The 22,117-nt window shown below is 31.3% G+C and carries 21 protein-coding genes; 13 read left to right on the forward strand and 8 right to left on the reverse strand.

Annotated features, from left to right (window positions below; genetic code table 11):
* Position 1: 1 nt before the first annotated feature.
* Together IM744_RS01385 and IM744_RS01390 are read right to left on the reverse strand one after the other, a co-directional pair.
* Entirely contained in the window at positions 2-1,408 is a 1,407-nt protein-coding gene (locus IM744_RS01385; protein WP_206694453.1) for a GspE/PulE family protein, read from the reverse strand.
* 477 nt (positions 1,409-1,885) lie between these two features.
* Positions 1,886-2,281: a prepilin-type N-terminal cleavage/methylation domain-containing protein gene (locus IM744_RS01390; RefSeq protein WP_194506289.1), complete on the reverse strand. Its 396-nt coding sequence runs from the start codon at positions 2,279-2,281 to the stop codon at positions 1,886-1,888.
* A 255-nt stretch (positions 2,282-2,536) separates the two neighbouring features.
* On the opposite strand from IM744_RS01390, the gene IM744_RS01395 reads away from it, so the two are divergent.
* The 11 genes from IM744_RS01395 (at position 2,537) to IM744_RS01445 (ending at position 15,882) form a co-directional block, all read left to right on the forward strand.
* The gene (locus tag IM744_RS01395; protein ID WP_194506290.1) at positions 2,537-3,265 is read left to right on the forward strand and encodes a hypothetical protein; all 729 of its coding nucleotides are present in this window, start codon (positions 2,537-2,539) and stop codon (positions 3,263-3,265) included.
* A gap of 1 nt (position 3,266) precedes the next feature.
* Complete coding sequence (locus IM744_RS01400) at positions 3,267-3,626, forward strand: hypothetical protein (RefSeq protein WP_194506291.1); 360 nt, start codon at positions 3,267-3,269, stop codon at positions 3,624-3,626.
* Positions 3,616-4,077, forward strand: a complete 462-nt coding sequence (locus tag IM744_RS01405) for a protein kinase family protein (RefSeq protein WP_194506292.1) — start codon at positions 3,616-3,618, stop codon at positions 4,075-4,077. Before IM744_RS01400 ends, IM744_RS01405 begins: the two co-directional genes overlap by 11 nt.
* A complete protein-coding gene (locus IM744_RS01410; protein ID WP_194506293.1) occupies positions 4,077-5,345 on the forward strand; it encodes a hypothetical protein in 1,269 nt (422 codons plus the stop codon). The genes IM744_RS01405 and IM744_RS01410 overlap by 1 nt, the downstream gene beginning before the upstream one ends.
* Complete coding sequence (locus IM744_RS01415) at positions 5,333-5,668, forward strand: PulJ/GspJ family protein (protein ID WP_194506294.1); 336 nt, start codon at positions 5,333-5,335, stop codon at positions 5,666-5,668. The genes IM744_RS01410 and IM744_RS01415 overlap by 13 nt, the downstream gene beginning before the upstream one ends.
* Entirely contained in the window at positions 5,646-6,122 is a 477-nt protein-coding gene (locus IM744_RS01420) for a PulJ/GspJ family protein (RefSeq protein WP_262892942.1), read from the forward strand. Before IM744_RS01415 ends, IM744_RS01420 begins: the two co-directional genes overlap by 23 nt.
* On the forward strand, positions 6,122-7,258 hold the full coding sequence (locus IM744_RS01425) for a type II secretion system F family protein (RefSeq protein WP_194506296.1): 1,137 nt from the start codon (positions 6,122-6,124) through the stop codon (positions 7,256-7,258). The genes IM744_RS01420 and IM744_RS01425 overlap by 1 nt, the downstream gene beginning before the upstream one ends.
* Positions 7,259-7,460: 202 nt before the next feature.
* Positions 7,461-10,634, forward strand: coding sequence for a hypothetical protein (locus IM744_RS01430; RefSeq protein ID WP_194506297.1), 3,174 nt, complete (start codon positions 7,461-7,463; stop codon positions 10,632-10,634).
* Between the two features lies 1 nt (position 10,635).
* Positions 10,636-15,075: a DUF6443 domain-containing protein gene (locus IM744_RS01435; RefSeq protein WP_194506298.1), complete on the forward strand. Its 4,440-nt coding sequence runs from the start codon at positions 10,636-10,638 to the stop codon at positions 15,073-15,075.
* Between the two features lie 7 nt (positions 15,076-15,082).
* Positions 15,083-15,505 carry a hypothetical protein gene (locus IM744_RS01440; protein WP_194506299.1) on the forward strand — a complete coding sequence of 141 codons (423 nt, stop codon included), beginning with the start codon at positions 15,083-15,085 and terminating at the stop codon, positions 15,503-15,505.
* A gap of 80 nt (positions 15,506-15,585) precedes the next feature.
* Positions 15,586-15,882 (forward strand): hypothetical protein, encoded by a 297-nt coding sequence (locus IM744_RS01445; RefSeq protein ID WP_194506300.1) that lies wholly within the window; start codon positions 15,586-15,588, stop codon positions 15,880-15,882.
* On the opposite strand, the gene IM744_RS01450 is transcribed toward IM744_RS01445, so the two are convergent.
* The 6 genes from IM744_RS01450 to IM744_RS01475 form a co-directional block, all read right to left on the reverse strand.
* Positions 15,872-16,120 carry a hypothetical protein gene (locus IM744_RS01450; protein WP_194506301.1) on the reverse strand — a complete coding sequence of 83 codons (249 nt, stop codon included), beginning with the start codon at positions 16,118-16,120 and terminating at the stop codon, positions 15,872-15,874. The genes IM744_RS01445 and IM744_RS01450 overlap by 11 nt on opposite strands.
* A 356-nt stretch (positions 16,121-16,476) precedes the next feature.
* Positions 16,477-16,755, reverse strand: a complete 279-nt coding sequence (locus tag IM744_RS01455) for a winged helix-turn-helix transcriptional regulator (protein ID WP_194506302.1) — start codon at positions 16,753-16,755, stop codon at positions 16,477-16,479.
* A complete protein-coding gene (locus tag IM744_RS01460; protein WP_194506303.1) occupies positions 16,742-16,981 on the reverse strand; it encodes a hypothetical protein in 240 nt (79 codons plus the stop codon). Before IM744_RS01460 ends, IM744_RS01455 begins: the two co-directional genes overlap by 14 nt.
* Before the next feature lie 11 nt (positions 16,982-16,992).
* A complete protein-coding gene (locus IM744_RS01465; protein WP_194506304.1) occupies positions 16,993-17,760 on the reverse strand; it encodes a hypothetical protein in 768 nt (255 codons plus the stop codon).
* Between the two features lie 404 nt (positions 17,761-18,164).
* Positions 18,165-18,329 carry a hypothetical protein gene (locus IM744_RS01470; protein ID WP_194506305.1) on the reverse strand — a complete coding sequence of 55 codons (165 nt, stop codon included), beginning with the start codon at positions 18,327-18,329 and terminating at the stop codon, positions 18,165-18,167.
* Positions 18,330-18,342: 13 nt separating this feature from the next.
* Positions 18,343-19,245, reverse strand: coding sequence for a DNA cytosine methyltransferase (locus IM744_RS01475; protein WP_194506306.1), 903 nt, complete (start codon positions 19,243-19,245; stop codon positions 18,343-18,345).
* Positions 19,246-19,709: 464 nt separating this feature from the next.
* On the opposite strand from IM744_RS01475, the gene IM744_RS01480 reads away from it, so the two are divergent.
* Positions 19,710-20,360 carry a recombinase family protein gene (locus IM744_RS01480; RefSeq protein WP_194506307.1) on the forward strand — a complete coding sequence of 217 codons (651 nt, stop codon included), beginning with the start codon at positions 19,710-19,712 and terminating at the stop codon, positions 20,358-20,360.
* Between the two features lie 77 nt (positions 20,361-20,437).
* Entirely contained in the window at positions 20,438-22,042 is a 1,605-nt protein-coding gene (locus IM744_RS01485; RefSeq protein ID WP_241738271.1) for a hypothetical protein, read from the forward strand.
* Positions 22,043-22,117 lie beyond the last annotated feature (75 nt).

Raw genomic sequence — 22,117 nt, forward strand, 5'->3', positions numbered from 1 at the left:
TTTAATCTGATAATAATGCGTAAACCTCTTCGATAGAAGTTAGTCCTTCTTCAACAAGAGTTATAGCATTACTTTTTAATGTTGAAATATTGTGTTCGTTTAAATAGTCATCAATTTCTAAATCATTTTGCTTGATATGGTGAATTAATGTTTTTGTGATAGGTATAATTTCATATATAGCTTTTCTGCCTTGATATCCTGTATGATAACAACTATTGCAACCCATAGCTTTAAAATGTGCTTTTAAATGCTTCGGAATTTGAAAATTGGAAGGAAAAAGATCCTTTGAAATATTACTTTTTTCTTTACAATCGTTACAAAGTTGTCGCACCAAACGTTGAGCAACACTAACGTTTAAAGTGCTCGCAATCAAAAAAGAGGGAATACCCATGTCTATTAACCTAGAAATTGTCGCCCAAGCTGAGTTGGTGTGAATAGTTGATAATACTAAATGGCCAGTTAATGCAGCACGAATTGCCATGTTTGCTGTCTTCGCATCTCTAATTTCACCAACCATAATCACGTCTGGATCTTGACGTAGAAAAGTTCTAAGCGTACTTGCAAAATCAAGCCCAATATTTTCTTTAAGTTGAACTTGATTAACACCTTCTAAGGTATATTCAATTGGATCTTCTATGGTTAAAATATTAGTTTCATCATCATTTAATAACTTTAAAGTTGCATAAAGCGTTGTTGTTTTTCCTGATCCTGTTGGGCCAGATATAAGAATAATTCCATTAGGTTTTTTAATAGTTTCCTTATACGTTTTGAGTTCTTTTGTTGTGAATCCTAATTCGTCTAATTGAATGTGATTAGCATCTTTGCTCAATATACGCAATACCATTTTTTCACCATGTAGTGTTGGTAATGATGATACACGAATATCAAATTCTTCAGTAGTTGTTTTAACAGTTATACGACCATCTTGTGGAAGACGTTTTTCAGAAATATCAAGTCCAGCTTGTATTTTGAGTTTATTGATTATAACTGGGTATTCTTGAGGCGAAATAATGAATTGCTCTTTAAGTTTTCCGTCTAAGCGGAAACGTACACGACATTTATATTCATAAGGTTCAAAATGAATATCACTACTACCAATGTCTTTAGCTGTAAACAATAATTTTTCTAGAAAATCATTACTAAAATGGAGATCTTCAGAATGATTTTTATTACGCTGTCTAAAATTAATACTTAAATATTGCTGAATATTTTCTGTGGTTTCCTCTATAAGTTCCACATCTTTATTCAGGACTATCTGTAACTCTTGCTGTAAGTTCTCAGATATTTGATCAGATTTAAACATAAAAGTACGATTAGAAGACTCCATAGGTATGATTCTATAGTGATGTGCTTGTTCACTAGTGATCAATTGAAGTAAAGGTGTCGCTATGTTGTACTCTTGTTTCAAATTATATATATAGATTTTATAATTCCAGACCAATGTCCTAAATAAGTTATTGCAAAGAATAGACTTAAATATCCTGCCAAAGGTACTGTTGTGAATTTCGAATTCTTTTTAAGAACAATATGTATTAACAATGAAAATATAAGCCCGAAAACAAATAGCACTAAAAATGTTACACTGGAAAATGTGAATGCTAATGCAAAAAATAATAATCCATCACCAAGCCCAAAAGTATTAGATAGTGATCTTTTAAGTTTCAGTTTAGAATAGAAAAATATGACTGACAATAAAATAATTATAAAGACCATATTGATTATTATAGTTGTGTAAAATAATTCTGGAAACATATTGTTGTAAAGTAGTATTCCAGTGCATAAAGCAACAACAGGGAATAAAAACCAATATACTTGACGCTCTTTCATGTCTTGATAAAAAATCATAATTAAACTCACGATTAAGACAATTTTTAAAGCAACCAATTTAATCTTTTACTAGTTGTTTAGGAGCACCATTTTCATCAATCTCCCAAACATTAAAAACACCATCACCATCAAAGTCTGTAACAGCAGTAGCTCTTGCTTTAAAGGAACTGTTGCTTGCACTCAATAGTTCATAACTATAATTACTTCTACCATTTTCATTAACTGTTTTTGGTGCTTCAAAGTCTATTTCATATAAATCCATAGAATATTTAGAATACATATATCGATGAGTCGTTTGTGAATTGTAGATATGACTCAATTGCAATTGCGCTTCTGTGCTTTTAGCTTTACTAATTAAAGGCATTAGATTGGGAAGTGCTAGTAATAACAAAATGCCAATGATTACTAATACGACAAGTATTTCTTGAAGATTATATGCATTAATTTTTTTCATGAGTGATTAAAAAATAATTTTCATGAATATATGATTTTTATTTATTTTTTATGTGAAGAAAGAATGAAATTTCTTTAGAATGCAGTAAATATTAGTCAATACAATAATTCCCACCATTTTAATGATAAGTAGGTAATAAAAATTAAAATAAAGGAATGGTAGTTTCATTAGAAATTTAGTAATTTACAAATCTATATTATATTGTTCCGTTAATTTGGATCTAAAAATAGATTTTACCCTTTAAAATGATTTTTAATGACTAGAAAATTCTGTCTTGTATATTTTTTAATTTTAAGCTTTTTGTCTTGTAAAACTGTTTTAGTTAAAAATGAAGTTCAACAGAGAACTACTCAAAATGTAATTATTGGTACAATAGGTTTGGATAAAAACTTCATCATTGAGAGTGATTACAATAGTCTTGCTATCCCTATGTATCTCAACCCTGTTAAGCTTAGTGCTAGATTAATCGATTTTAATAAAGTATCATTTAAAGCCTTTGAAAAGGCTGTAAAATTGCAATCTGCAAATATAGCTTATGATGATACTACAGAGACTAAATCCAAATACTTGAAATTAGAAATATCTGATCGCATAGAGGTTTTAAAAAGTCTTAATGGTCAAGATAATAAAGATGTTTTTGAATTGTTAAAGAATAAAAAAGAGTCTCATGTTGTTACTAGTATAGCTATAGTTTTTAGTCAAATACAACAGCAAAAAATATCTAATGCTGAAGAGATCTTTTTAGAACCAATTGGAGTTAAAAGTTATAGTTTGAATATTTATAAAGATGGTTTGCTTCAGGAAAAAATTAAATTTAATGAAGGTGTAGTTTTTTCATATCAAACTTCATATTCTTGCTGGAAACAAAATGATAAATACCAGTTAGAAATTATAGATTTAGTTGAGGGTAATGATAAATGTCCAAATGGCTCATTTAGATCTTCAAATCGCGCAAAAAAGAAAATCAATTATTATAAATTTTAAGATGAAAAGAACCTTTTTAATAGTCCTACTCGTATTTTTATTATCCAGCTGTGATGACATTATTGAGGTTGAGAACATTTCTGAAAACGTAATAACTGTTTTAGCTCCAACAAATAACTCTGTTCTAACTCAGGGTGATATTATATTCTCATGGAACGATGTCCAAGATGCCACTCAATATCGCTTACAGTTAGCAACGCCTAGTTTTGAAAATGCCTCTCAAATCCTTTTAGATTCTATAGTAACAATAACCAATTTTTCAAAGTCACTAGAATTAGGGAATTACGAATGGCGTGTGAGAGCAGAAAATTCAGAATACCAAACCATATATACCACTCAAAATTTCGCTGTTGAAGAATAAATCAAAAACATACTTGTTATTAGCAGCTGTTTTAGGTGTTTGGGGAATCATAGGTTATAAGATTATTAGTGGTGTTAGTCCGACGATTTCCGAAGTAAAACAAGAGAACTTTGATAAGTCTTTTAACCCTAAAGTAAATACTGAAGTTGATACGTTTTCTATTCAAAGTTTAGAAAGAGATCCTTTTTTAGGTACGCTAAGTAGAAAACAAAAAACATCATCAAGTTCGATAACTCAGTCTAAAAATAGCTTAATAAATGCTAAGATTACATATAGAGGGTTGGTGAAAAAACAAAGCACATCAGATAAAATATATGTTGTTAATATAAATGATCATCAATATCTCCTAAAAATAGGTCAAATAGCTGATAGCGTTCAGTTGATAAAAGGAAATGAGAAAGAGATAATAATTCGTTATCAGAATAAAAATCAAACCATAAAACGTCAATAATGATATGGTTTAAAGTTAAAGCTGGAGCATTGCAAATGACATTGTTTATTGGAGTTATAATAGCTTTAATCTTAACAGCGTTTATTTTGTTAGTTCATATCCATAATCGTTTTAAAATTCAAGCTAATTTTATTATTGAAACGACTAAGAATGCTGATAATGGGATACATTATGCATTAAATAATAATATCTCGTTAAATGATACAACTTCCGTGTCTTTAATTGATGAGGATTATAAAAGCTTAAAATTGAATCGTGACTTTTGGGGTGTTTTTGAAAGAGTCACTTCTGTTTCAAAAATTAAGAATAACCGCATTGAAAAGTCGGCATTAATTGGAGGTTTGTCAATTTATAATCAAAGATTGGCGCTCTATGTTCAAGATAATAATAAGCCATTAGTCTTGGTTGGGAAAACAAGAATTGAAGGTCTAACGTATTTACCAAAACGAGGTGTGAAGTCTGGAACAATCTCTGGGGAATCTTATTATGGTACCCAGCTTATTTACGGAAGCCAAAGAACAGCTAGAGCATTGCCAAAGATTATTAGTGAAACAGTGACTCAAATACAGTCTATTGAGAAAACTATTTCTAATATAAAAGAAAATCAATATTTAAACATTAGAGAAGGAGGAGTTTATAAGAATTCCTTTTTTAAACCTACTCTAATACTGTTCTCTAATTCAGAGATTAATTTAAACGCAATTACATTGATTGGGAATATAATCATACAATCAAAAAGAAAGATAGTTGTTGAATCTTCTTCAGTTTTAAGAGATGTTATTTTAATTGCTCCTGAAGTTGAAATTCAAAATGATGTTAAAGGGAATCTGCAAGCTTTTGCCTCAGAAGAATTATTATTAGGAGAACGTATTATATTAGATTATCCTTCAGCAATTATACTAAATGAAAAAACTGACGCAACTAATTCTAAAATCAAAAATTCAAAACATTTGGTTATTGGTTCAAATTCTAAAATAAAAGGCTTGGTTCTTTTTCTAGGACAGACAAAACCAAATAATTATGATGTGCAATTAGAACTAAAAGAAAATGCATCAATTACTGGAGAAGTATATTGTAATCAAAATTTTGAATTAAAAGGGACTGTCTTAGGAAGTGTTTATACTAACAATTTTATAGCTAGACAATTTGGTTCGGTTTATCAAAATCACATCTATTACGGTAAGATTATAGCAAATGATTTACCAAAAGAATATGTAGGTCTTTCATTTGGTAATTCTAAAAAAGGAGTCATAAAATGGTTGTACTAAAAAAAGTAAAAGGATCAACACTTATGGAGACTTTAGTGGCGACAGTTTTAATTGTAGTTATATTTATGTTGGCAAGTATGATTTTGAATACTATTTTTTCAAATACCATAAAAAATAATACTCAAGCTGTAGATACTCATTTAACCGAATTGCAGTATTTGCAAAGAAATGAAAAGCTGGAATTACCTTATCACGAAGAGTTTGGAAAGTGGCAAATTAATATTTTAGAACACATAGAAAACGATAAAAGTATAATTGAATTTGAAGCTATTAATTCAGAAACAAATAAAACGATAACTATTGGGCAAAGTAGGACGGAATAGAAAATTAAATGCATTCACGTTAAGTGAAATGATAATAGTGTTAATCCTTACAAGTGTTGTTGTGGGGTTAGCTTTTTCAGTGCTAACTTTAGTGCAAAAGCAGATGCTAGCGATACAAAATAACTATAATAAGAGTTTGGAATTAAATAAACTGGAAACATCACTTTGGCTGGACTTCAATCGCTATTCTAAAATTAGTTACAACGAAATAGAAGATGAGTTGAAATTTTCTACGGAAATAGAATCTGTTGTTTATAAATTTCATCAAGGTAATATTATAAAAGATAGAGATACGTTTGCTATTCAATTGCTAAACAAACAGATTTATTTCGATGGGGAACTATCAGATGACAGTTCAATTGATGCTATTAAACTAGAAACTACGAAGGCATTTCAAAACCAGAAGTTGTTCGTGTATAAATCTAATGACGCAACATTATATATGAATCAATAATGGGATTTCAGTTAGACAACATATCAAAACCTAATAAAGTAAAGGAAGAAACCTCCTTTTTTGATACTTCATTTTTACAAAAGGAAATCACACTTTTTGGTAGCTCATTCTCCAATAAAATAAAGGAAGACTTATATACAGAATTAAGCGTGCTTTTAAAAGCAGGAATTACACTTAAAGATGCTTTAGAATTAATTCAAAGCGCAATTAAAAAGAAATTACACAAAGAAAAATTAACAGCAATTTCTAATGATATTATCTCTGGATCTACGTTGTCTGATGCGCTCAAAAAACAAAAAGAATTTACAGATTATGAATATTTTTCTATTAAAATAGGAGAAGAAACAGGTAGTCTAACAGAGGTTTGTGAACAATTAGGTGCTTTTTTTGAGAGAAAGAACGAGCAACGAAGAAACCTTATTAGCGCACTTACATATCCAATCATTATTTTAACTACTGCATTATTAGTAGTAATTTTCATGTTGCAATATGTGGTACCTATGTTTCAAGACATCTTTGAACAACAAAAAGTCGAACTTCCTGCTATCACAAAGTTTATAATTTATGCTTCTGAATTTATGAAAAGCTATGGATGGATAGCATTGATTTTGTTTTTTGGACTTCTATTTTCAAGAGTTTTTTTAAATAAAAAGAGATGGTTTAAAAAAGCTAAAGACAGCTTCATTTTGAAATTACCATTTATTGGAGATTTTATTAGAACAGTGTACTTATCTCAATTTACGCAAGCAGTGTCGTTATTAACAGCTTCAAAAGTCCCTGTGGTTAATAGTATTCAATTGGTTAAACAGATGATTGATTTCTATCCCTTACAAAGTGCTCTTGAAGATGTGGAGCAACAAATTTTAAGAGGGCAATCTTTAAGCGAAAGCATGAAACCACATAAGCTTTTTGATGATAAAATGATAGCGCTTGTGAAAGTTGCTGAAGAAACTAATCAAAATGAGTTTATATTTGAACGCTTAAATAGTCAGTATAATACCCAAGTACAACAGCGTTCAAAATTATTATCAACAGTAATGGAGCCTTTTATCATACTTATAGTAGGTGTATTAGTTGGCGTGATTTTGATAGCCATGTATTTGCCTATGTTTAAGTTGAGTAGTGTTTTAGGATAATTCATATGTATAAAAAAATAATTATGGTCTTTTAAAAGCAATAATTATATTGATTCAATGATATTTTATAATAGCCTTATTCATATTTATTTTAAACTAGAGGTTAAACTCAAGATAATTTTTAGTTTTGTTATAATTGTATATAACTTGTGTTCCCTTTCTTATAGGTAACTAAATTAATTTTAATCATTAAATTTTAGAAATGAATCGAACAGTATTAATTTTTATGATTCTTGGAATGCTTCAACATTTTCAACTACATTCTCAATCTGAACCAGAACGTTATGTAGATAAATCTCCAGGGGATGAGATATTTATGTCTCCAGATGTTCAAGCTTTTCAAACATATAATTTCCTGCCTATAGACCTATATACAGGTAAAGTTAATACTACAATTCCTCTTTTTGAAATTAAATCTGGTGGAATTACTGTGCCGATTTCAATTAATTATAATTCTGGAGGAATAAGAATTAGTGATGTTGCATCTAATGTAGGAACTAGCTGGAGTTTAAGTGCAGGTGGGAACATTTCAAGAGTTGTTAAAGATTTAAATGACAATGATGTAAAAGTGAATGCTTGGCAAGTAGTTGACGGAGATGGAGGTGGTTATACAGAATATGATCTTTCTACAGCCGGTTATCATAGAAGGCAGGCTCCTATTAAAAAGAGAGCTTTTTCAAGTGGAACAATTGTCTATTATAATCCTCCATTTACTGCTAGTGCAGCTTTAAATGAGCCTGGTAAAGTTGATGCGTATCCTGATATTTACAGAATCAATGCACCAGGTTTGAATGGAAAGTTTTTTCTAGAAGATACTGTAGGTGAAAATGATCAGATTCTTTATGAGAACAGGCAATACTCTCCTGTCTTTTTGGATAATGCTAGTTTGTCCATGTCAAATACATCTAGATCTAATATTACTTTATATCCTATTGGTTTTACTGGAGATGAAGATGGTAATCCATCTCAAAGTTTGACGTCAGTTTGGGGGGTTTCTCCAGCATATTTAGAAAAAGATGTCCTTGATTTTAATTCATTTCAAATTAAGAATGCAAACGGGATAAATTATTCTTTCAATAATAAGGATGTTTTTGAGAATTTCTTCATTCCTGTTTTAGACATTTGGAATCCTTTTGGGTCTCATTATAATATTGATATTTCAAGTTGGCATTTAAATACTATTAATGACCCTTCAACAAATAAAAATGTTGTATTCGACTATGAAGAGTATTCTAGAGACTTCCCTGAAGAAGTGGTTAACTTAATGAATAGTAATAATAATCCATATTATGGTACATCCGACTATATTCACCTTGATTATTCTAATACAAGTTCTTTACATGCTAATAGTGTTTTAACAAAATGGTCAAATTTAAACCGATTATCAAGTATAACTTGGGATCAAGGAGTTGTAGAATTTGAGTATAACCTAAATAGAATTGATTTGTCTGGTGAACAAGCACTTTCTAAAATTGTAATAAAAGATAATAACGGAACGATTATAAAATCAATTGATTTTCTGTTTGGTTATTTTTTGTCTGAACAAAGTTGCGATCATCAAGAATGTAAGAGGCTTAAACTTAAAGGAGTTAATATTAATGACAAATTGGGTAATTCAATTCAAGGCTATAACTTTGAATATTATGAGGAAAATATGCTGCCGAGTAGAAAATCCATACAAAAGGATTTTTTAGGATTCTACAATGGTAATGGAGCTAATTATGAATTAAATATGTCTTTTTCAGCTGGGCCAAGCCCTATCTTATACTATTATCCTAATCAAGGGCGCAATTCAGTTTTACCTTTTTTAAGACAAAATAGTTCTAGTCATAGAATAATTAATGGAGATTATAGTCTTGAACCTAATAGCCTTTCTCTAACAGGTTTATTAAAAAAAATAGATTATCCAACTGGTGGAAGTTCAGAATTTGAATATGAAAACCACACATTTAAATTTCTAGGTTCAGAATATACAGCTGGTGGTGCTAGAATATTAAAACAGAAATTAAGTGATGGAATAAATGAGAGAATTCTCGAATATTCTTATGTTGAAGATGATAATACGTCCTCTGGCTACATTAATAATATTCCAAATTTTGCTTACCCTAATGTATCATCGATTTCAACATCTGTTCCCGAATCAACTTGGGAAAAATACTTTACTATTTATGACAAAAGCAGTAGTGGTTTAGAATTAACTAGTGGAAGTTTTGTGGGCTATTCAAAAGTTGTTCAAAGAGAGATTGGAAATGGTCGAACTGAGTATAAATTTCATAGTCCAGATGATTTTCCAAATATAGAATCAACTATTACTTCCTTAGGCACTGGTACTTCTTTTTTAGCCTATAATAGTAAGTTTACAAGTGATTATTTTACAGATTATGAAATAAAAAGAAGTAAACCCTTGCTTGAGGAAATTTTTTCAGAGTCTGGAATAAAATTAATAAAAAAGGAATTTGATTATAGTTATGACCTCTTTTTAGAATATATTTTAAATCATAATAAAAGTATAAAAACCTCAATTGGCTCTGGACCACCAAGACTAGTTGAGTTTTCTTCTAAGTTAAATATTGAGAGAAATCTGAAATCCCAAATAACTACAACAGAATATTTAGGTAGTGGAACAATTGTTACGGAAGAGTTTTTTGAATATGATAACACATATCCATTTTTAAAAAGACGAAAAACTAATGATGGGGTTAATGAATTTAGTACAGAGATTTCTTATCCATTTGACAGTGATGTATCATCATTACCTTATATGAGTAATCTCATACAAGAAAACCGACTTGCTGAACCAGTAAAAAGGTCTTCAAAGAAAGATGGCTTAATTATAGGTGTCAATATTATAAACTATTCACAATTTAATAATAACTTAATATTACCTCAAAGTACTTCATATACAAAAACAGGATCTAGTACACCTGAAGAAGGGACAATCATAGATTTAGTAGATAATAATGGTAATGTAATTCAATACCATAATAAATCTAATGTATATACTTCTATTATCTGGGGATATAATGATGTGCTACCAATAGCAAAAATTGAAAATGCCTCTTATTCAGAATTGCAAACTTATGAATTCTATCTTAAATCGCTTTCAAATAATGATTATGATAATTGTAATCAAGCAAACTGTAATGAACAGCAGTTGAGACAGGTACTTCAAAATTTAAGAAATTCATTGCCAAATGCTTTGGTTACTACTTACACCTATGACCCACTTATCGGAGCAACTAGCATGACTGACTCTAAAGGATATACAATATATTATGAGTATGATGATTTTAATCGTCTAAAACAAATCAGAGACCAAGAAGGCAATATCTTAAGTAAAAACGACTATAACTACAGGATACAAAACGAAGATTAATATGAAAAATCTAATATATACAATCGCCTTATGTTTTGTGTCTAGCTTAGTCTTTGCACAAACAGGAACTGAGAATTACATTAATACCACAAGCTATCAAATCAAGACTACTGACGGTATTCATAAGGCTGGTACATCAATAGAGTTAACACCAAATGATAAAATAGAGAACGTTTCTTATTTTGATGGATTAGGTAGACTAATTCAGAGTATTGCAAAGCAAGCAGGAGGTAATAATAAAGATATTATTACTCCAACGATATATGACCAGTTTGGTAGACAATTAAGAAATTATTTACCATATTTAAGATCAAACACATCGTTAGATTATGAGACAAGTCTTACACTTGACATTGATGGAAATATGACACCATTAAACAATCAATATCTAATAAAATTTCCAGACGATTTAGGAGCAATTCCAAATCCATACAGTGAGACAGTATTTGAGTCATCACCTCTTAACAGAGTTTTAGAACAAGCTGCGCCAGGAGAAGATTGGGCTGTTGGTAATGATCACACTATTAAGTTCGATTATCAAACCAATAATATAGTTGATGAAGTTAAAGAGTTTAGCGTTTCTCACCCTGATAATAATACGGAGCGCACAGAACTTGTTTACAATGTAAATTACACTATTAATGAGCTTTATAAAACAGTTACTAAAGATGAGAATTGGGTATCAGGAACAAACCATACTGTAGAGGATTTTACTAACAAGAAAGGACAAGTTGTTTTAAAACGAACTTATAATGAAGGAGAACTATATGACACATATTATGTTTATGACGATTATGGAAATTTAACTTATGTACTTCCTCCTGAAGCATCTGATGAAATCTTAGTTATGGATAATCAAGGTTTTCGTATTAGTTCACAAACCAATTATCCTTGGACAGATTTAGTACTTGTTGATGAAGCTTTTGCTGATGATTATAATAGAAAACTAGCAGACTATGAAAACGAGGCTATTTTAAATGCAGATATTCAAAATAAATTTGGTGGACAAGGTGGTTTTACTGTCAATACACATGAAAATGAAGATTTAGTAACATTGAGTATCACTTTTTCTGCTAATACTCCTTTTGCCTTAAAACAAGGCCAATTAGTTTCCTTAAAAGATTATGGAACGTTTAAAGATACGGAACTTGGTAGAATAAGTGGTGCTGATTTTGACTACACTTTTATAATTAAAAAAAACGCTATTTATATAGAAAAATCTGGCAAAGGCGATGGGGAACTTGCTGGTGTAAATGAAATGTTTAATAGTACTATTAAGCTTGCATATACCCAAAATTACCCTTGGACAACATACACAGATGTAGATCCAAAATTTGCTGCAGATTATGAAAAGCAACTTTCAGCCTATCCTAATAGTGATATTTTAAGTGTTAATATTCCAAACCAATATGGAGGTCAAGGAGGATTAAATATTACTATAGATGAAAACGACAATGTGTTTTTCAACTTTAATAGTTCTACTACAACGCCATTAAAATTAAAGCAAGGACTTGTAATACCGTTAAACGCCAAACGCAAAATAGACAATAGAGATAATTTTGAAATTTTTCAAGGATACACTTTATCTATAAAAGATAATAGTCTCCATATTAATGGTAAAGTTGCACTAAACTCTTTTATTCGTACTTGTGGCACTATTATGCCAGTAATTCCTCCTGCTACTGTAGAGGGTTTATGCTATATCTACCATTACGATTATAGAAATAGACTTATAGAAAAGAAAATACCTGGTAAAGATTGGGAATATATTGTATATGATAAATTAGATAGACCTGTACTTTCTCAAGATGCTAATTTAAGATTAGAAAATAAATGGCTATTTACTAAATATGATGCTTTTTCAAGAGTGGTTTATACAGGAAAACACCTTTTTGAATCAACTGGTATAACTGATAATTCTGGTAGGCTAGAATTACAAGAAGTCATTAATCTACAGAGTACTTTTAATGAAACAAAAAGTAATTCTGGACCGTCTATTGATGGAGCCTCTCTTTTTTATACACAAAATATCATTCCAAATACAAATATTGAATTACATACCATAAACTATTATGATGATTATGATGCAATAAATTTGGATTCAGATTTAGAGTATCAAAACAGTTATAATCAAATCCTTTCAGAAAACAACAAAACTCATTCTACTGTAAGTAAAGTACGTGTTTTAGAAACAGTGGATTGGATTACTTCAGCAAATTACTATGATAACAAAGCACGATCAATTTTCTTGGTAAGCAAAAACGAATATCTTAACACTCTAGACTGGAGTAAAATTCAACTAGACTTTGTTGGTAAAGTTTTAGAAACCACATCGCATCATGAAAAAACAGGTCAAGCTACTATAGATGTTATAGATGCTTTCACCTATGACCATGCACAACGACTCCTTACTCAAACTCAAATCATAGGTAGTGAGACAGAACTAATTGTAAACAACCATTATGATGAGTTAGGGCAATTAGAAATAAAAAATGTTGGAGGAGCAGTAGGCAGTTCTGCAGAACAATCTATAGGTTTACAAACAGTAGATTTTAAATACAATATTCGTGGTTGGTTAAAAACCATTAATGAAGATACAAATACAGTAGATTATGATTTGTTTAACTTTCAATTAAAGTATAGCAATCCAATAACAGGTACTCCTTTGTTTAATGGAAACATTAGCGAAACCCATTGGCAAACAGCTAGTGATAATAACCCAAGAAGTTACGATTATTCATACGATGCATTAAACAGAATAACTAACGCTAACTATCATGGAGATTACACTTTAAATAACTCACAAGATATTGAGAATTTTAGCGTTAGTAATATTAGCTATGATAAAAATGGCAATATATTTAGCTTACAACGTTTTGGCACGAAAGGAACAACCATTGTGAGCACAGATATTATAGACCAATTACAATACACTTACGCTCCAAAGAGTAACAAGTTGATGTCAGTCGCAGATTCTGGTAATAAAAAAGCAGGTTATAAAGATCGAAAGATTGTAGGTAACAATTATGAGTATGACAGTAATGGTAATATGACTGTAGATAAAAATAAAGGGATAATAAATATATCTTACAATCATTTAAACCTACCAACACAAATTATTTTTGACTATAATAACGATACCAATATAGATGGTACAATTAATTACACTTATGATGCTACTGGTGTTAAATTAGAAAAAGTATTTAGTAGTAATTCAACATCAACAAATATAAAAATAACCAGATATGCAGGTAATTATATCTATGAAGAAGACGACACAGGAGAAGATTTACAATTCTTTAGCCATCCAGAAGGGTATGTAGAGCCAAAAGTTGAGAATGATCTAACTCAAGGTTTTAATTATGTATATCAATATAAAGATCATTTAGGGAATATTAGATTAAGTTACTCTGACACTGACGGTGATGGTAAAATTGATTTAGAAGGAGATGGTCAGGATTTAGATAGTGATGGTGTTTCTGAAGAATATGAAATCCTTGAAGAGAACAATTATTATCCATTTGGACTCAAACATAAAGGGTATAATAACGTAATAAATGGTACTGACCATAAGTATGGCTTTGGTGGTAAGGAAGAACAAGACGAACTTGGATTAGGTTGGATGGATGTTACGGCTCGTAACTATGACCCAGCTTTAGGGCGTTGGATGAACATTGACCCATTGGCTGAAGACATGAGACGACACTCGCCTTATAATTTTGCATTCAACAATCCTGTATTCTTTCAAGATTATGATGGAATGGCTCCTGGTAGTTGGTATAAAGATAGTGATGCTAATATTGTGCATACTGATGAAGCAACAACACAACAAGAATTTAATGATTTAGGAATTGAAGGTGAATATATAGCAGAATCATTTATTGGGGTTGACCAAAATAATACTGGCTTTACTTTTAATTCTGATGGAAGTGTTGGTAATACAGGTGCTTCAAAAGAAGCATTTATTGCTGGAGGTATTGAGGAAGAAAATTTTGTAGATATTGTATCTACTCAAAAAGAATCGAAATCAGATGGAGCAGTAACTGAGGCATCAACAACATTCGTGGCATCAGCTAAAAACCCATATGCTGCTTTAGTTGGCGCTATAGTTGCAACAGTTATTCTTACAGATGCAGCTGTAAAAGCAAGTGACGCATTAAGCAATATGCAGTTTGATTTTAGTATTCCATCTTCTGAGGGGAGTTTATCAGAAGGGAATTTTGATAATTTTGCACAAGATAGTAGTCCAAATGAGAAGCACGGAGATGATGGTAGAGGATTAACAAAAGCTGGTAAACAAATAAAAGTTTTAGAAGAGCAGTTAGCAAATGCTACTGGAGCCGCTGCAAAGAAAATCAAACAAAAGATTAAGAATATAAAGCAAACTGCACAAAAGAATAAAAAAGGAACAGAAGACACAAGGACAGGAAAACGAAATTAATAAAAAAATGATACTATATTTTATACCATTTATAAGAATTGGAGATTTTACATTTGAATCTAAAATTAATAATTACAAAAGTAATTTTAAATTCGCTTATACGCCAGTAAATGATAGTACTGAATGGGAAACTTACGAGATAGAGGATTTAGGTTTATCATTATATGTTGAAGAGGATAATATAACATCTATTGTTTGTAGAGATGATTGTCTTTATAAAGGTAGGAATTTAATTGGAATGACTATTGAAGAATTTATTTCACATACAGAGGAGAAGTATTATGGAGAGATAGATATATTAGATTATGAAGATGATGGAGTTCCTCAATATGTTTATGAATTTGATGATATTGGTTTACAAGTATGGTGCAAGAATAATATAATAGTAACAATAATTGCATCACCTGAAATATTAGATGAAGAGGAATAATTTTTTTGGTACTATAGTAAATTAGGTCATGGCTTGAAACATGATTTTAAATAATTGAAAACCAATAGTCGAAGTAAAATTTGATTATTGGTTTTTCATATTTTAATGTAATAATGACACCTAGTGAAATCAAACATATAATCAAAATAGGTAAGCTCAGAGGCTACTCTATTGGTGGAGGTTTTCTTCAAGTGCAATGGACAACACCTCAACTAGAACAAGGTGAGTTTTGGTTATTTAAGTTTACAAGTGCAGATAATAAATTATTATCAGTTAAAAATGTATCAACTAGCTATCCATTTACAAGATGGCAAGCTAGAAAATATGTTCCAATGATTGAAGGGATAATGAATGATTTATTGGTCTCTAAGACCTAACCCATTTAATGAATGTTACTAGGCTTAATACTGCTAATGTTATAAGAGAGCCTATCAATCCTAATACCAAACCGATAACACCAAGAGTCTCACCTAGAGAGGCTTTTTTATGCTTGGATTGCGCAGATAGAAAAGATTTTTGCCATAATTCTGCTTCTTGTGAGTACCTAGTAAGGGTTGTAGAACTATTATCGTTGGGTCTCCACTTGAAATCTTGTCTGTCGGCTTGGCTACTCATAATATTAAAGTTTTGATTTGCACAAGGATAATAAATTATATAATCCTGTGCCAGCATTAAAGTACATACCCGTTCTAATACACATCCAGTAATAAAGGTCAAATAAAATGTTCAAAATTTATCAAAAATTTTTTGGGCACTGCGACCCCAATCATGGGAAAAACAACCATACGTGTCTAAGGAAAAATACGCGGAAAGGATTTTAGAGAGGGGGCTACCCGCCTGTAAAATATTTAACACTTCACACAGCACACAGACCCGAATCATCCATCGGGTCAGAAAACTGACCCTTTTGGAGATTAGACCCTTTAGCGCATAGGTGAGGGATAGTATGCATAATGGTACGGTTCGTCAACTTAACTATTTAGCAATTCAATGAATGCTTTAGAGATATTGGTAACTCTGGTCCTATAGCCCACTTTTGAAGATATATAGCCCTGTTCCAGAAGTGTATCAACCTCTTTTCTGACTTTTGTCCGGGTTGAACCTATCTCTTTAGCTATATCGACACATGTACTGTTATAACCACCAGCAAATTGAATCACTATTGGTGGTGTGTCTAGGATTAACCCAAGTATGAGTTTTTGAAGTGGTGTTATGTTTTTAAGTTTAAGTAATTTGTTATCTATTGTCATTTTTCCTTTTTATTTGGTCAGCCAATACATCCAATAGGTGCATATTGACTCTTATCTTATTATATAATGCTTGTCGGCTAATGCCTAAATATGTAGCCATTTGAGCATATGTTTTGAATGTGATACTAGTATCATCATCTTCGGTAAGCTGTAGACCATCGATACTGTATAATTTTTTGTATCGATGGCATACCTCTATTTCTATAGGTTGGGTTAGTCTTATCATGATAATTGATTTTAAATACCGTCCATTTTATCGGCTTGAAGTGATTCAGGGTCTAAAACTCTGCGCTTGTTGATATTCTGACTGGCAATACTTCGCATGCGATTTGTTTCCACCTTCTTTAGCTTTTGAAATATCTCCATCTTCAATAGCTTGATAGCTTCATCTTTTACTTTCTGACTGGCACTACATTCTAATAGTTCTGATTTAATCTCGTTGAAATGTTGCACCTGATTCTTGGTTAAGATTTTATCTAGTGCTGATTTTATCTTAAAATAATCTAGACCATTTTTAGCCAAGGTTTGATATTCCTCTACTACATCCTCATTTATAAAGTCAAAATATGGATTCAGATAATCAAACACTTTCTTTTGTACTTCCAAATCAATTCCCTCTTTGTTTGGTTCAGGTTCATCTATCTTTGAATTAGTTGACTCCTCTGAAGTGCCAGCTTTAGTGTTTAAATTCCCAAACTCTGATATTGTATAGTAATTATAATGTGTGTCTTGGATTTTGGTCTTCTTGAGATAACCGTTTTCAATAAGGCTATCCATTGCGTTATATAATACGCCTTTGGCTATTCCCATACGATTCATATAAAGCTGTTCGCTGAACTTAAACCCATCAGAATCCGATAGGATTTCAAAAAGCAATAGTTTGGCGGTTGAAGTTAATCCCTTATCTCTTAGTGTCGAATGGTTAATTGTTGTGAACGTACCTTTCTTGTTTTCTTTTTTGTGGACTTTTTTGTTTTTAGCATAGCCACCTTTTTTGGTTTTCATTTTAATAAATAATTTATGATTCAATCTTTATTACAGACGAGTTGAATCAGTTCTATTCTGTTAGTATTAATATACGATATGAGCTAAAAAAGTAAAGTTAATTCACTCAAATAAGTTGAGATTTGTCTAATTTTTTTACAAATGGCGATTGAAGATAGCTTTATATTAGACTACCTAGTGGTATCGAATTGATACCAGTTGAAGTATCGATTCAGTACCTATTATAGGTATCGAATTAGTACTACATACTATATAAGTATTATAACACACCTCTAATGTGAGGTGGTGTGTTTTGACAAACACCACCATCACAACAAGGAACCAAAAAGGGAGAGTATTACTCTCAACCAGAAAAACCTTTCCAAAAAATTGCGTTAAAAGGTTTTCCAAAACCAGTACTTCAATTAGCGAGTCATTCGCTTTATCTTATCTCTAATTAATTCAATTTGCTTTTTGAAATTTAATGTTTGAATATCATCTCTCAACTTCTGTTTCTTTTTATAATCTCTCTCAAGTGCTACTTGTAAATTCTTAATTTTTAATTGATTTTCAATATCTTTTATATCCATTTTTATTTCTGTATTAATTGTATTTCTTATTATTAAAATCTGCATACGTTAGTATGTGCTTAATCACTTCAACCGTAAATCCATTTCCAATGGCATGTTTACTAGGAGTCTTTTTAAGCACATCACCAACGTAATCTTTAGGAAGTGTTTGAAGCTGTTCCAATTCTTTTACAGTAAAAAGTCTAAACAAATCTTTTACCTCAGCATCTGTTATAGATTCAATTCGGTCCAGCTTTTCTTTCTTTGGTAGTTCAGTAAAAGGTTTGGAATGAAAAACAACCTGTCCAATGGACTTTGAGAGGTATCTAATCAAACCATTTTTGGTGTGTGGCACATTTTTAGTCAGAACACAATTTGATTTGTCACGGTCCACATAACCACTTTCAATGATATTCTTTAGATTGATATTTCGGTCTTGGGGTATTATTACCCCTGGGATGTTGGTCCAGTAGATACGATGACGGTTCTGAGCAGAAACTAAATTAGAGTTGATAGACAATCCTTCAACTCCTAGAAGCTCATCAAATCGCCTCCTATCATCTTTGGACATACTACCAACATTCTCAAAGAGGAAGTACTTGGGTTTTATCTCATCTAGTAATCGTAATGCATGAAAGAACAATGAAGATTTATCTCCATCAAGTCCTTCACGGTTTTTTCTTAAACTAGATAGGTCCTGACATGGACTACCTCCAATTAATAAATCAATTTGTGGCAAGACATTGCCACAAATTGATCCTATATCTCCTAATTGCTGTGTTTCAGGAAAATGATGCTGTGTTACTTTTATTGCATTTTTATCTATTTCTGAAGAATAGTAATTCTTTATTGTAATGTTTAATTCTTTTAAACTTTGCTGTGTACAGCTAATTCCATCAAATAATGACAGGACGTTAATTCCTTTTTGGTATTCCATCTATCTCGTTTGAGATAAATAGTTTTAGCAAGGACCAAACGACAGACTATTTTTTAAATACCGATTAAAAGGTTCCTATTGCTAAGGAATGCGAACCAAATACTATTTTATATTTCATCTAAAATGTTAATGTTATGTTAAATACAGAAAAACCCTTGTCCACTAAAGGCACTTGGGGGTTGATTTGTCTAGAGTGTACTATGCTTCTATATTATATTAATGAGACTGTAAAATTTATTCAATCCCAATAAGGACGGGTGTTCCGTGAATAAATAAATCAAAAAAGACTGGCACGGGAAATTTATTCCTTCCATATTTGAAAAGTGTTATAAAAAAAGGTAAAGCATTCTCCATAACGGTTAGAAGCCCCTTGAACAGGGCAAAAGCCTAACAAAACGACCTAAAAAGTTGATTGACCTTTTTTTATAACGGCAAATCGAGGTTTAACATTAAAATTTAGAATTATGGTACCAGTAGCAATTTTTGGAAGAACAAGTACTCAGGAACAGGATTATCAACGTCAAGTTGTAGATATGCGAAAAATAGCTGATAAAAATGAATATGAAGTAGTTAGCATTATCACCGAAAAAATAAGTGGTGCTAAATCCAATGAAGAACGTTTAGGTATTCAAAGACTTATAGAAGAAGCTAAGATTGGAATGTTTGAAAAGATATTGGTAACTGAAGTTTCGAGATTAGGTCGCTCAACATTGGAAACTTTGAAATTAGTGGAGGAACTTCACAGTTATGGTGTTAGTATTTATCTCCATGACTTAAAAACCGAAACTCTAAATGATGAAGGAGAAATGAATATGCAAACCGAAATGATGTTGCACATGCTTTCATTATTTAGCAAGAACGAAAGACGGTTAACTATTGAAAGAATTAAATCTGGAATGGCACAGGCAAGAGCTAACGGTACCCATTGTGGAAGATACAAAGGAACAACAGAGGCTAAAGAAAAATTTCTTTCTAAATATAATAAAGTGATAGATGGATTGAAACGAGGATTCTCAGTTAGGGAATGCGTGAAGCTCTATAACGTATCACTTGGAACAGTAGCAAAAGTTAGAAAATATATAAAAGAAGATTTAGATGTATTAGAAGCAGCTTAGAAAAACAAAAGTCTCGATTGGAGTCGAGACTTTAAATGTTTTAAATATTACTCAAACGATTAAAATTAAATAATATTATGAAAGTCAAAAGTATGGAAAATACTTTGAATGGCAAGGGGTCTGCTGTTCAAAAACAAAAAACAAGATTAGACTCACGTCTCAATACAGACAACAAGAACAACTTCATATTTGAATTTGAGGACCTTGTGATAAACATCCCTGGGGGATTGAACGATGAGAGCCTCGAAAGTCTTAAGGTTACTATTAAGGTTAATAAAAAGGATAGTTACAGAAACTATCGTCAAACATGCAACCTTAATGACATGGCTCAGCTAGAGAAACTTATTTCTAGGATTTCTGAGCAATTAGAAATACGCCAAGATTGTTTGCGTCAATCTTTCATTAAGTTGGCTGATGAACTCGAAAAATATCGATTGGATAATTTGGAAGATGATAATGAAATGATTCAGAATTACTCATTATCTGATGAGGATTTAAGTAAGACGCAAACATTTTTAAAATCACCAAATCTTATGGAACAGACTAATAATTTGATTGGTCAAAGTGGTATTGTTGGTGAAGAGATTAATCGTCTTTTGATGTATCTCATCTTTACCTCCAGAAAGACAAGTAATCCATTGCATTGTATTTCATTTGGTTCAAGCGGTGCGGGTAAGACCCATTTACAGAGCAAGGTAGCTGAACTCATACCCAATGAAGATAAGGTCGAAATTACTCAGCTATCGGCAAATGCCTTTTATTACTTTAAACAGTATGAGCTTAAAAATAAACTAGTACTTATTGAAGATATGGACGGTGCTGAAGATGGGCTATTACCACTTAGAGAGCTTCAGACCAAAAAACGCATTTCTAAATCAGTAGTTCAAAAAAGTATCGGTGGACGTGGGCGCACCTATAATCAAGTAGTCGAGGGTCCTGTATGTGTATCTTCATGTACAACAAAGGAATCGATGTACGAGGATAATTCTAATAGGTCATTTTTGATTTGTGTAGATGAAAGTCCTGAACAAGATGAGCGTATCATGGCATATCAACGTATGAGATACGCTGGGAAAATAGATGAAGACCTTCAAGTACAATCATCAAAACAATTGAGAAATGTACAGAAACTCTTAAAGGAAGTCAAGATAGTCAATCCTTATGCCGAACACTTAGCACTACCAGAAACTGTTTTCAAACTTAGACGAACCAATATCCATTATTTACAATTAATAGAAGTCATCACGTTATATCATCAACTCCAACGAGAAAAACAATACAATGGAATCACAGGTGAAGAATATATAGAAACCACTTTGGAAGATATTAGGTGGGCTAATAAGCTAATCAAAGATGTGTTGCTTCGAAAATCGGATAGACTCAATAGAGTTACTAGAAGCTACCATGAAAGCCTTGTCAAATATTTGAGTGATAGAAAGACCAAAGTCTATTCAAATCAAGAAATACGAAAAGAGTTCAGAACCAATGAAACCACGCTCAGACGTTATCATAAGGATTTAATAAACGAAGGTTATATCAAAAAGCGAGATGATATCAGAGGTGATTCTTTCCATTATGAAGTATTGGATATTAATGAATTTGAAGAACTGGAAACTACTATTGAAAAGGCACTTCAATCATGTATAGACGTCGTCACTTCGTCAGAGGTTCGTCAATCATAGAATGACGAATTTAAACACCTGTAAAACAAAATATTAGGCTTAACTCGTCACTAATTTCAATATATAAGCAAGCAT

This window comes from Psychroserpens luteus (genome assembly GCF_015319355.1).
Lineage (GTDB): Bacteria > Bacteroidota > Bacteroidia > Flavobacteriales > Flavobacteriaceae > Psychroserpens > Psychroserpens luteus.